The 11,258-nt window shown below is 68.4% G+C and carries 12 protein-coding genes; 2 read left to right on the forward strand and 10 right to left on the reverse strand.

Annotated elements, in window-relative coordinates; genetic code table 11:
• Positions 1–76: 76 nt before the first annotated feature.
• Together OG504_RS16755 and OG504_RS16760 are read right to left on the reverse strand one after the other, a co-directional pair.
• Positions 77–277, reverse strand: a complete 201-nt coding sequence (locus OG504_RS16755) for a hypothetical protein (RefSeq protein ID WP_019068749.1) — start codon at positions 275–277, stop codon at positions 77–79.
• Positions 278–670: 393 nt separating this feature from the next.
• Positions 671–952: an acylphosphatase gene (locus OG504_RS16760; RefSeq protein WP_365306918.1), complete on the reverse strand. Its 282-nt coding sequence runs from the start codon at positions 950–952 to the stop codon at positions 671–673.
• Positions 953–1,107: 155 nt separating this feature from the next.
• Here OG504_RS16760 and OG504_RS16765 point away from each other — a divergent pair, with 155 nt between their 5' ends.
• Both OG504_RS16765 and OG504_RS16770 read left to right on the forward strand, forming a co-directional pair.
• Positions 1,108–2,367: a CAP domain-containing protein gene (locus OG504_RS16765; RefSeq protein WP_405990562.1), complete on the forward strand. Its 1,260-nt coding sequence runs from the start codon at positions 1,108–1,110 to the stop codon at positions 2,365–2,367.
• A gap of 87 nt (positions 2,368–2,454) precedes the next feature.
• On the forward strand, positions 2,455–2,856 hold the full coding sequence (locus tag OG504_RS16770; RefSeq protein WP_405990563.1) for a winged helix-turn-helix transcriptional regulator: 402 nt from the start codon (positions 2,455–2,457) through the stop codon (positions 2,854–2,856).
• Here the strand turns inward: OG504_RS16770 and mutM are convergent.
• From mutM to OG504_RS16810, 8 genes are all read right to left on the reverse strand, one after another.
• Positions 2,853–3,707 carry a bifunctional DNA-formamidopyrimidine glycosylase/DNA-(apurinic or apyrimidinic site) lyase gene (gene mutM, locus OG504_RS16775; protein WP_405990564.1) on the reverse strand — a complete coding sequence of 285 codons (855 nt, stop codon included), beginning with the start codon at positions 3,705–3,707 and terminating at the stop codon, positions 2,853–2,855. The genes OG504_RS16770 and mutM overlap by 4 nt on opposite strands.
• A 79-nt stretch (positions 3,708–3,786) precedes the next feature.
• Complete coding sequence (gene rnc, locus OG504_RS16780; RefSeq protein WP_405990565.1) at positions 3,787–4,632, reverse strand: ribonuclease III; 846 nt, start codon at positions 4,630–4,632, stop codon at positions 3,787–3,789.
• Between the two features lie 19 nt (positions 4,633–4,651).
• The gene (gene rpmF / locus OG504_RS16785; RefSeq protein WP_015657589.1) at positions 4,652–4,825 is read right to left on the reverse strand and encodes a 50S ribosomal protein L32; all 174 of its coding nucleotides are present in this window, start codon (positions 4,823–4,825) and stop codon (positions 4,652–4,654) included.
• 2 nt (positions 4,826–4,827) lie between these two features.
• A complete protein-coding gene (locus tag OG504_RS16790; protein WP_405990566.1) occupies positions 4,828–5,481 on the reverse strand; it encodes a YceD family protein in 654 nt (217 codons plus the stop codon).
• A 155-nt stretch (positions 5,482–5,636) separates the two neighbouring features.
• On the reverse strand, positions 5,637–6,722 hold the full coding sequence (locus OG504_RS16795) for an ATP synthase F0 subunit B (protein ID WP_405990567.1): 1,086 nt from the start codon (positions 6,720–6,722) through the stop codon (positions 5,637–5,639).
• A gap of 99 nt (positions 6,723–6,821) precedes the next feature.
• Positions 6,822–7,301, reverse strand: coding sequence for a pantetheine-phosphate adenylyltransferase (coaD, locus tag OG504_RS16800; protein WP_199811009.1), 480 nt, complete (start codon positions 7,299–7,301; stop codon positions 6,822–6,824).
• A gap of 26 nt (positions 7,302–7,327) precedes the next feature.
• On the reverse strand, positions 7,328–7,915 hold the full coding sequence (rsmD, locus tag OG504_RS16805; RefSeq protein ID WP_393044731.1) for a 16S rRNA (guanine(966)-N(2))-methyltransferase RsmD: 588 nt from the start codon (positions 7,913–7,915) through the stop codon (positions 7,328–7,330).
• 81 nt (positions 7,916–7,996) lie between these two features.
• Positions 7,997–11,236: a helicase-related protein gene (locus tag OG504_RS16810; RefSeq protein WP_405990568.1), complete on the reverse strand. Its 3,240-nt coding sequence runs from the start codon at positions 11,234–11,236 to the stop codon at positions 7,997–7,999.
• Positions 11,237–11,258: the final 22 nt, after the last annotated feature.

Consider the following 11,258-nt stretch of genomic DNA (forward strand, 5'->3'; position numbering starts at 1 on the left):
CCCTTGCAAACTCTGACAATTTAGCGGTTGATGCAGGCAGCCCAACCACTGCTTGTCATGTGGTGCGTCGCAGTGATCAGGTGAGCGCGGGCTCCGCCTGGCGTGCGTCGAGCTCGAGAAGCGAATCGTGAGTTGCGGCAGCCGTCAGCGCGTCGTTCTCTTCCTGGATCCGAACGAGCTCGGATTCCAGGTCCTGGACGCGCTGCTGGAGCCGTCGCATCTCGGCGAGGAGTCGCGGGTCGGAGCCGCCGACGTAACCGAGAAGCGCCTTTGCCATGATGGATGGTCCTCCACACTGAGTGACCGACCGAAGCGGTGTGGGTCGTGAGGGAATCGCACCCGCGGTGCTTGACAGTCTTGGGTGGTGCTCTGCTGTTCTTCCATGCCAAACAGCTAAGGTGCGCGGGGCTTTCAGAGTCTCACCAAAAAGTTTGACGGTCAACACGATCACGCCCCGTATTGGCGGGCGACCCGGGGGCACGCGGCCCTGACCGGGCGGCACTGCGACTCCTGCGGGGCCTCGCTGGGTGTGGCGATCATCCTTAGGTGCGGAGCCTGCCAGAGCGAGCCGTTCTTGGCAACCACCAGGCAGTTTCCGCTGCGGGCAGCTGCCGGTGGCATGTCCCTCCGCTTCCGCCAGGGCCGCTTTACACCGTTTCGCAGTTTGTGCTCAGCGGATCGCGAAGCCGTCGTAGCCGCCGCGAGGTGTGTCCCAGATCTCGGTGACGCCATCCACGCGCCCGGGCGTGTCGTGCCCCTGGAGCCAGTCGAGGAGTCCTTCGCAGCCCTCACGCGATCCCTCTGCGACCACTTGCACGCGTCCGTCGCCCAAATTGAGAGCAAAACCACTCAGGCCCCCGATCTCCAGAGCCTTGGCACGGGTAAACCACCGAAAACCCACACCTTGCACACGCCCTCGCACCCAGGCGACCATCCGCACATCCTCGCTCATGGCTGCAACCTAACCGGCCAAAACCTCTCTGGGCACTTGCTCCCCTCGCGCCATGCGGTACCGTCCGCCCCAATGAATCTCATATGAAACTCACTCGATCGAGTGAGCTGGGTCACCGCACGGACGAGTTGACCGCAAGGACGAAAGGCAAGGACATGGGACGCCACCGACGCTCCGCCGCCGGCCGCGCCGCCACGAGCCGCGCCACGGGGGTCACAGAGACGCACGGCTCATACACGAGCGGCTACGACCCGCATGACTCGTACGACTGGAACGACCGCTCCGACCGGAACGACCGCTTCGACTGGAACCCGGCGGACGGCTCCACGATCGGCATGGCTCCCTATCTCCACCCGGAGGGTCCCGCCGAGTTCCACCAGCCCCACCCGAACCATCAGGCCTCCATGGACCACCGGGGCCACGCGAACCACGAGGTCCCGCCGAAGAGCGAGGCCCGCCTGAAGGCCGAGAGCCGGCTCAAGGCCGACTCCCGCCGGAAGAGCGAGGCCTACCTGTTCGCCACCGAGGAGGACTACGCCGTGGTCTTCCCCGAGGCGGCCGGTGCCACCGCCTCCCGGGGCGACGGCTCACGCCCGGGCCGCGGTCGCCGTCGTAAGCGCAAGACCGCGACGCCGGTCAAGACCGGCCTGCTCGGTGTCTCCGCCGCCGTCGCCATCGGCACGGTCGCGGTCGCCGCGGGTGCGATGCCGGGGCTGGACAACTACAAGCTCGGCGGTGGCGGCGGCTCGGACAAGGTGCAGGCAGCCGGTTCACCGTCCAACTCGGCGACCGAGCAAGGCGGTACCTCAGGCAGCGCGGAGTCCCGCGACGACGGCTCGTCCACGAGCCGTGACGCGAACCGCGCGGCCTCCCCTTCGGCGGCTCCGACCAAGTCCGCCACCGCGCCCGCCACGAAGGCCCCGGCGAAGAAGCCGGCGGCCACCCCGACCGAGGAGCCGACGACCAAGGCTCCCTCGGCGAAGCCCACCACTCCGGCGCCCACGCAGTCCGCGGACGCACCGGTGACGGTCTCCACGGAAGCCGCCGCCGAGGCCGAGGTTCTCAAGCTCGTCAACGAACAGCGCGCGCTCGTCGGCTGCAGCCCGGTGGCCGCCAACAGCTCGCTGACCACCCTGGCCGAGAACTTCAGCACGCAGATGGCCGACGAGGACTTCTTCGACCACACCGACCCCAGCGGGGCCACCCCGTGGGACCGGGCGGAGAAGCTCGGCATCACCAACCTCGGCGGCGAGAACATCGCCCGCGGCCAGGCCGACGCGGCCGCGGTCATGGACGCCTGGATGAACAGCCCCGGCCACAAGGCCAACATCCTGAACTGCGACTTCAAGACCCTGGGTGTCGGTGTGCACTTCGGCACCGGCGGCCCCTGGTGGACGCAGGACTTCGGGTACTAGTCCCACGGCGTAGGACGCCCACGGGGAGCGCTAACCACTGGTTAGTGCTCCCTTTTGGTTAGCGCTGCGTTCGCGTACCCTGGCGGCATGGACACGACCCAGGAGCGTACGGAGGAGCAGAACTTCCCGTACAACGTCTTCGCGAAGGCCTGCCCCTCCCGAGGCACCCTGGAGCACATCACGGGCCGCTGGGGCGGACTCACCCTGTGCGCGCTGCACGAGGGCTCGCTGCGCTTCAACGAACTGCGGCGCCGCGTCGACGGCGTCAGCGAGAAGATGCTCTCGCAGACCCTGCACGCCCTGGAGCGCGACGGTCTGGTCCACCGCGAGGCCCAGCCGACCAACCCGCCGCGCGTGGACTACGAGTTGACCCCGCTGGGACACGGCGTCGCCGAACGCCTCAAGGGACTCGTCGACTTCGTGGAGTCCCGCATGGACGACGTCCTCGCGGCCCGCACGCGCTACGACGAGACGCGCAGCGCCGGCTAAACCCTGGGCGCCCGCTGGCACTTGGGGCAGAAGTAGCTCGACCGGTTCATCCACGCCCGCCGGCTCATCGGCGTACCGCAGCGCCGGCACGGCAGACCCTCGCGGCCGTACGCGTCGAGCGAGCGGTCGAAGTAGCCCGACTCCCCGTTCACGTTGACGTACAGGCTGTCGAAGCTGGTGCCGCCCACATCGAGGGCCGCGTTCATCACGTCCCGTGCGTGGCCCAGGAGTTCGGCGGTGCGCGGGCGCGTGAAGGTCGCGGTCGGGCGTTCGTAGTGGACGCGGGCCCGCCAAAGGGCCTCGTCCGCATAGATGTTGCCGACTCCGCTGATCAACGACTGGTCGAGCAGGGCCCGTTTGATGGTCGTCCGCTTGCGCCGCAGGGACTGGTGGAACAACTCGTCGTCGAACAACGGGTCCAGGGGGTCACGCGCGATGTGCGCGATGACGTCCGGCAGCCCGTCCGGGGTGGTGTCGTGCAACGACAGCCCGCCGAAGGTGCGTTGGTCGACGAAGCGGAGTTCCGTGTCGAGGCCGTCGGCGAACCGGACCCGGATGCGCAGGTGCTTCTCGTCGGGCAACTCGTGCGGCTGGACCAGGAGTTGACCACTCATCCCGAGGTGCGCGAGCACCGCCTGGTGGGTGTCCTCCAGCGGCAGCCACAGGTACTTGCCGCGCCGGCTCGGGGTGCCGATCCGATGCCCCTTGAGCCGGTGCGCGAAGTCGTCGGCGCCGGCGACATGACGTCGTACCGCACGCGGGTGCAGTACCTCGGCGTCGGCGACGGTGCGCTGGGCGACCCACCGCTCCAGACCGCGCCGGACGACCTCGACCTCGGGCAACTCGGGCATGGCATCCCCTGTTGGTCACGGGTGAATGAGCCGAGCGCCCGCCCCACTCGGGGACGGGCGCTCGGGTCGCGCTGTTCGGTCAGGCGGACGCCGACGACGTGTCGGCGCTTCCCTCGGCAGGCTGCTCGGCGGCCTCGGAGGCGGTCTCGACGGCCTGTTGTTCGGCCGCCGCCTTCGCCTTCTCGGCTCGCTCGTCCGCGTCGGCCCGGATGGACCGCCAGGCGGACTCGGCGGCCTGCTGCTCCGCCTCCTTCTTGCTGCGGCCGGTGCCGGTGCCGTACGAGACGCCTCCGACGCGGGCGGCAGCAGTGAAGGTCTTCTCGTGATCGGGACCGGTCTCCGAGACCAGGTACTCGGGGACACCGAGCCCCTCGGTCGCGGTGAGCTCCTGGAGACTGGTCTTCCAGTCCAGGCCGGCACCGAGGTTCGAGGACTTCTCGATGAGCGGGTCGAACAGGCGGTGCACCAGTTCGGAGGCCGCGTCGAGGCCCTGGTCGAGATAGACCGCGCCGATCACCGCTTCCAGGGTGTCGGCGAGGATGGACGCCTTGTCCCGGCCCCCCGTGCCCTCTTCACCACGGCCGAGCCGGATGAAGGAGCCGAGTTCCAGACCGCGACCGACCTCCGCCAGCGCACGAGAATTGACCACCGCGGCCCGCAGCTTGGCCAGTTGGCCTTCGGGCAGGTCGGGGTGGGTCGTGTACAGCGTGTCCGTGACGACGAGGCCGAGCACGGAGTCCCCGAGGAACTCCAGCCGCTCGTTCGTCGGCAGACCGCCGTTCTCGTACGCGTACGAACGGTGGGTCAGCGCACGCACCAGAAGGGCGGACTCGAGGTGATACCCGAGCCGCCCTTCCAACAGCGTGTGGGACGAGGCTGTGTCCGCGTGTTTCTTGGCGGCTGAGTCCGCCTTGACGTCAGACATGGTGCCTCTCACCAGCCGCTCAGACCTCGAGGACCTGGCGCTTGTTGTACGTGCCGCAAGACGGGCACGCGATGTGCTGCTGCTTGGGCTCGTGGCAGCGCTCGCACGCAACCAGAGGGGTGACCGCAGCCTTCCACTGCGACCGGCGGTGGCGCGTGTTGCTGCGCGACATCTTCCGCTTCGGAACAGCCACGGCTACTTCTCCTGCTTCTCGTTGGCGCGCGCCGGTCGGGGCGCTTCGCCACTGATCTCGTCCTTCTCGCCGTCTTCGAGTGAACCGGCGAGTCCCTGCAGTGCCGCCCAACGGATGTCGACGGCGTCATGGTGGTGGTCCGGGTCGTCCGTGAGCCGTACCCCGCACTCGGAGCACAGGCCCAGACAGTCGTCCTGGCACACCGGCTGCATCGGCAGTGCGAGCACCACCGCATCACGCAGCACGGGTTCGAGGTCGAACAAGCCGTCCTCGATGAAGAGCATGTCCTCGTCTTCCTCGGCGTCGTCGACCGGTTCCGCTTTGGGGCGGCCACGGTCGTCGGCGTCAGGGTACGAGAACATCTCCTGGAAGTCCGCTTCGAGCGACAGCTCAAGCGGCTCCAGACACCTTACGCACTCCCCCTTGGCCGTTGCACGGGCGGTGCCTGTGACAAGCACCCCTTCCATGACCGACTCAAGGCGGAGGTCGAGCTCCACCGGTGCGCCTTCCGGCACTCCGATGACTCCCTGGATCCCGAGATCCTTGGGAGCGTCGATCGAACGGTTCAGGCGCTGCTGCGCACCAGGACGCCGACCCAGCTCGTGAGTGTCGAACACGAGTGGGTTGCGGTGGTCGAGGCGGGCGTTCAGAGCCATCCCTGTCTTTCGGTCTGCTGAGCTCATGGGGCGCTGCCCTTCGGTGCTTCCGGGCAGCGGTGATCGCGGACGTACACGCGACCGAAGAGCCAGGATACTGGACCTTTCGCTCTCGGCCCAATCCGGTGTGCGCTCTCGGCCACCGGCCCGGATCACTACAGGCCGCGCCCCTGCTCGTAGGCCCGCAGCTGCTCCGCGCTGATCATGCCGGTGTCGAAGAGGCTGGTCTCGTCCAGCGCGTAACCCTGCTCAGCCTGGGCCTGCTGGTTCTGCTGCTGGTCGAGCTGGGCCTGCTGCATCTGGTTCGGGTCGTACACGGGCTGCTGGCCGGTGTCGTAGCCCTGGTAGGCGTACGGGTCGGCCTGCTGGTACCCGTAGGGGTCCTGCTGCTGGACGTAGCCCTGCTGCTGGTAGCCGTACGGGTCCTGCTGCTGGGCGGTCTGCTGGTAGTCGTAGGCCGCCTGCGGGGCGTAGTCCTGCTGCTCGGGCTGGAGCGGGGTGGCCGAGACCGGGGTGTCCGTGACGGTCGCGAGGTCGGCGAGGTAGTCGGCGTCGCTGGTGTGCTGGACCTGGTTGCCGTCGTCGTCGAGGGAGAGGGCGCCGAGATCGTCGCTGGCGATCCGTCCGTGCAGCTTCTGCCGGCCCTTCCCTACGGCCTCCAGGGTCTTGGCGAGCACCGCCTCGAAGGCGCCGAGCTTGACGTCCACATACGCGTCGGCGTCGCGGCGCAGGGTCTCCGGGTCGTGGCTGCGCTCGGGGGCGTCCTCGTCCTCGTAGCCCTGGTCGTCGATGCCGGGGCCCGTGCCGAGCAGCTTCTCGCGGCCGCGGCCGACCGAGCCGAGGGTCTTGGTGAGGACGACCTCGAAGTTGGCGAGCTTGGAGTCGACGTAGTCGTCGGCCTCCGCGCGGACCTCCTCGGCCTCCTGGCGGGCCTCGGCGAGGATGCGGTCCGCCTCGTTCTGCGAGCGGCGGGCGACCTCGGTGTCGGAGATCAGCGAGCCGCGTTCGGCGTGCGCGGTCCGGATGATCCGCTCGGCCTCCTGGCGGGCCTGCTCGACCATCTCGTGCCGGCCGCCGATCAGCTCCTGCGCCTCCGCCAGCGAGTCCGGCAGGGCCGCGCGCACCTCTTCGAGCAGCGTGAGCAGCTCGGCGCGGTTGACCACGCACGAGGCCGACATGGGCATGGACCGGGCGCTGGAGACCGAGGCGACGATCTCGTCGAGCTTCTTCTGCACGTCCACCGTGTGCTCGCCACTCTCTACCGACGTGTTGGAGACGGACGGGTCGACTGTACGACCACTCCCGCCCCGCCCGACACCGGGTGACGCACTGTCAGTGCCTCAGCCCTGGCCGAGCCGCTCGTGGAGCGCTTCCAGGACGATCGGCGGCACCAGGTGGGAGATGTCGCCACCCCACTGCGCGACCTCCTTGACCAGCGAGGACGACAGGAAGCTGTAGGTGGGACTGGTGGGGATGAACAGGGTTTCGACGCCCGAAAGACCGTTGTTCATCTGGGCCATCTGCAGTTCGTAGTCGAAGTCGCTGACCGCGCGCAGGCCCTTGACGATGGCCGGGATGTCGCGCTGCTTGCAGAAGTCGACGAGCAGGCCGTGGTACGCCTCGACCTGGACGTTGCCGAACTCGGCGGTGACCTCGCCGATCAGCCCGATCCGCTCGTCGACGGTGAACATGCCCTTCTTCGACTGGTTGATCATCACCACGACGTGCACGACGTCGTACAGCCGGGAGGCACGGGCGATGATGTCGAGGTGTCCATTGGTGATGGGGTCGAACGACCCCGGACAAACGGCGCGGCGCAACTGAGTTCCCTCGCTCTCCGGTCCGGTCATCGTGCGTCTTCGCACGTAGAGGCGGCGCGACCGTACCAAAAGGTCCCCTCGCCGTAGCGACGGGCCCGGATCGCGTCGAAGCCGTCCGGCCACCCGAATTCGCCGCCTCTGGTGCTGCGCTCCACGGTGACGAGAGCGTCCGGCGCGAGCCAGCCCCCGGACCGGAGTGTGAGGAGAATCTCCCGAAGATCGTGATCTGCGACAACGTACGGCGGGTCGAGGAAGACGATGTCGTACGGGTCCGCCGGCGCCGGCGTCTGGACGATCTGCTCGGCTTTGCCCGCCCTGACCTCGGCACCGGGGAGGCCGATGTTCTTGACGTTCTCCCTGATGACGCGGGCGGCCTTCGGGTCGGCCTCGACGAGGAGGGTGTGGCTGGCGCCGCGGGAGAGGGCTTCCAGGCCGATGGCTCCCGAGCCCGCGTAGAGGTCGAGGACGCGCTCGCCGTTCAGGGGGGCGCCGAGGAGGGACTGCCAGGTGGAGAAGAGGCCCTCGCGTGCGCGGTCGGAGGTGGGGCGGGTTCCGGTGCCGGGCGGGACGGCTAGTCGACGTCCGCCGGCTTCGCCGGCGATCACGCGGGTCATCTTGGGTCCTTGCTTGTGGGCGTCTTCAGGTATCAGTGTGGCTGGTCGCGCAGTTCCCCGCGCCCCTGGGGTGGGTCGCCGCTAGCCCTTTTCCAAGTACTGCTCTCTCTCCTCGTCCAGTAGGGCGTCCAGTGCTGTGCGCAGGCCGGGGAGGTGCTCCAGCTCGGGATCTGCTGCCACCACCGCCGTCGCCTCCTCCCGCGCCTCCGCGATGACCTCCTCGTCCTCGATGACCGACAGCACGCGCAGGGACGTACGGGCACCGGACTGGGCCTGCCCCAGCACATCGCCCTCGCGCCGCTGTTCGAGGTCGATGCGGGAGAGTTCGAAGCCGTCGAGGGTGGAGGCGACGGCGTTGAGGCGCTGGCGGGCGGGGCTGGCCTCGGGCATTTCGGAGACCAGGAGGCAGAGGCCGGCGGCCGAGCCTCGGCCCACTCGGCCGCGGAGCTGGTGGAGCTGGGAGACGCCGAAACGGTCGGCGTCCATGATCACCATGGCCGTGGCGTTGGGCACGTTGACGCCGACCTCGATGACGGTCGTCGCGACCAGGACGTCCGTGTCCCCGGCGGCGAAACGGCGCATCACGGCGTCCTTGTCGTCGGGGTGCATACGGCCGTGCAGCACCTCGATCCTCAGCCCCTGGAGCGGGCCCTTGGCGAGCTGGGCCGCGATGTCGAGGACCGCGAGCGGCGGGCGCTTCTCCGCCTCGTCCTCGGGGGACGTCTTCTTGGTCTTGCCGGCCTTCTTGGGGTCGTCGTCCTCGTCTCCGATGCGCGGGCAGACGACGTACGCCTGATGGCCGTTGGAGACCTCCTCGCGGACGCGCTCCCAGGCACGGGCCAGGAAGTGGGGTTTGTCGGCGGCGGGGACCACGTGGCTGGCGATCGGTGAACGGCCTGCCGGGAGTTGGTCGAGGACCGAGGTCTCCAGGTCGCCGAAGACCGTCATGGCGACCGTGCGCGGGATGGGGGTGGCGGTCATGACGAGCAGGTGCGGAGGCTGTTTGCCCTTGCCGCGCAGGGCATCGCGCTGCTCGACGCCGAAGCGGTGCTGTTCGTCGACCACGACCAGGCCCAGGTCGTGGAACTGGACCTTGTCCTCGATCAACGCGTGCGTCCCGATCACGATCCCGGCCTCGCCGGTGACGAGGTCGAGGAGGGCCTGCCGACGCCCGGCCGTCCCCATCGAACCCGTGAGCAGCGTGACCTTCGTCGCCCGCTCGGCCCCGCCCAGCATCCCGCCCTCGGCCAGCTCCCCCATCATCTCGGTGATGGAGCGGTGGTGCTGCTGCGCGAGCACTTCGGTGGGGGCGAGCATGGCTGCCTGGCCGCCTGCGTCGACCACGGCGAGCATGGCTCGGAGGGCCACCATCGTGTTGTGGGTCACCGTGAAGTTGTCGGTGACGTAGGCGTGGCTGGGGTGCGCGACGCTGATGCACTGGACGGGCTTACGTCCGACGTACTCAACTGCTCGGATTCCACGGCGGAATGTGTTGTATTTCGGCCTGGGCCCTACGCGTTCGGCCTTGCGGGCGAGCCTGAACGGAGCGTATTCGTCGGGCAGGGCCACAGAGACGTTGAAGGACGCCTTCTTCGGCAGGACGCGCGCTCGACCGCCGAGTGAACGCACCAGCCAGGCAACGTCGTTCGCCAGCGTGAGCGAGGCAGAACAGAACGAGGGGCTGAAGCCGTCCGCGTCGACGGTGCCATCCGTATCCATCAACCCTTGCAGCAGAGCAAGGCGGTTCTTGATCGATGTGTTCTTGAACTCGTCGGGAACGAACTTGCCGTGCGATGTGACACCCCAGAGATTCAACCCACGCAGGGTCTGGATCACGGGGTTGCGGGCGCCTCCAGCACGTTGGGCGAGCTGAATGGTGAAGTCGCAACGGGAACCCTTCACCGGGACCACGTGGCACTCAGGGGCCACGGCCGCCGCCACGGCGTCACGGATCTCGTCGTCCATCGTGGACAACCGCAGGTTGTGCCGGAATGAGCCGTCGCCCAGAAGGACCCCGAACAGGTAGGGATCGAGAGGCAGTCCGCAGTCGCCTCCGAGATCGACTGGAGCGGCTGCCGGGAGATACCACTTCGAGGATCCGTTGGCCTTGAACGTGTCGAGACGGATCTCCCGAGTCGTCATGACCTTGGGGGCCTGCCCTCGGTGCCATGCGCAGCTCGTGCCGACGATCCAAAGATGCTCGTCGTCACACTCCACGTGGCTTCCGTCGGAGAGAACCAAGCGCCAGACCTCACGCTCCCCCTGGGGGAAGACCCCGTCGATCAGCGCGATCTCACCGTCCGGTACGACGACCTCGTCCCCCACCGTCAGATCCCCCATACGACGGAACCCGGCGGGTGTGAGCACCTGCGAGTCGAGCGGCTGAGCCTTGCCCGAACCGACCTCCCCCTGCAGCAACCGGTGCATCGGATGCTCCGTAGCCAGGTCGTCGAAGATCTCCTTGGAGACCTTCACCTGCCCGTCCGTGAGGGTGAACGGGAGCCGGTCGTCGAAGGCGGAGAGGAGGCCGTCCGGGGACGGTTTGCGGGCCACCGCCGGGAGTTGGGCGTCCGCGTGGCGGCGGCGGGCCAGGGCTACCTGGAGGACGAAGGCCTCGTCCCACTTGAGGCGGTCGCGGGCCGCGGCGATGTCCGCCTTGGTGTGGGGGCGGTGGATCTTGAGGAGGGCTTCCGGGAGGGAGACCAGGCCTCGGCCCTCGCGCAGGGAGTCCGGGAGGGGGTCCACGGCTTCCTGGGCGCTGGGGAGTGCCGTCTGGAGGGCCTTGCCGATCTTCCAGGACTCCAGTTTGGCGGTGGCGGGGTAGATGGGGATCAGGGTGCCCGCCCAGGTCTCCACTGCTTCCTCGGCGTCGCCCTTCAGCAACTCGTACGCCGGATGGGCGAGTTGAAGGCGGCGGTTGAAGACGGAGACCTTGCCGGCGAACATCGCGCGTGTGCCCGGCAGGAGTTCCTTGTGGGGTTTGTGAACTCCCGAGCCGAAGAAGACGAGTTGGAGTCGGCCGCTGCCGTCCGTGATCGTGACTTCGAGGCGCTGGCCCTTGCCCCGGGGGGCCTTGCTGGACGCGAAGGAGTGCAGACGGGCGTCGGCGACCTGGGCGACCACGGTGACGTGCTCGTCCATCGGCAGCTCGGCGAGGTGCGTGAGCTGGCCCCGCTCCTCGTATCTGCGCGGGTAGTGGTGCAGGAGGTCGCCTACTGTGTGCAGGCCGAGATGCTCGGCCATCACCTTCGCGGTGGCGGGGCCGAGCACTGTTTTCAATGGCTGTTCTAGTGGTTCTTCCAGTGCGGGCACGAGATCCATTGCACACCACGCCACTGACAAT

The sequence above is a fragment of the Streptomyces sp. NBC_00986 genome, from assembly GCF_045162565.1.
In the GTDB taxonomy this organism is placed as follows: Bacteria; Actinomycetota; Actinomycetes; order Streptomycetales; family Streptomycetaceae; genus Streptomyces.

Coding starts and splice junctions, on each gene's coding strand:
- rsmD (WP_393044731.1), bottom strand. CDS start 7,915: ATGACCCGCGTGATCGCCGGCGAAGCCGGCGGACGTCGACTAGCCGTC.
- OG504_RS16760 (WP_365306918.1), bottom strand. CDS start 952: ATGAGCGAGGATGTGCGGATGGTCGCCTGGGTGCGAGGGCGTGTGCAA.
- OG504_RS16755 (WP_019068749.1), bottom strand. CDS start 277: ATGGCAAAGGCGCTTCTCGGTTACGTCGGCGGCTCCGACCCGCGACTC.
- OG504_RS16790 (WP_405990566.1), bottom strand. CDS start 5,481: ATGGCTCTGAACGCCCGCCTCGACCACCGCAACCCACTCGTGTTCGAC.
- OG504_RS16765 (WP_405990562.1), top strand. CDS start 1,108: ATGGGACGCCACCGACGCTCCGCCGCCGGCCGCGCCGCCACGAGCCGC.
- OG504_RS16770 (WP_405990563.1), top strand. CDS start 2,455: ATGGACACGACCCAGGAGCGTACGGAGGAGCAGAACTTCCCGTACAAC.
- rnc (WP_405990565.1), bottom strand. CDS start 4,632: ATGTCTGACGTCAAGGCGGACTCAGCCGCCAAGAAACACGCGGACACA.
- OG504_RS16810 (WP_405990568.1), bottom strand. CDS start 11,236: ATGGATCTCGTGCCCGCACTGGAAGAACCACTAGAACAGCCATTGAAA.
- mutM (WP_405990564.1), bottom strand. CDS start 3,707: ATGCCCGAGTTGCCCGAGGTCGAGGTCGTCCGGCGCGGTCTGGAGCGG.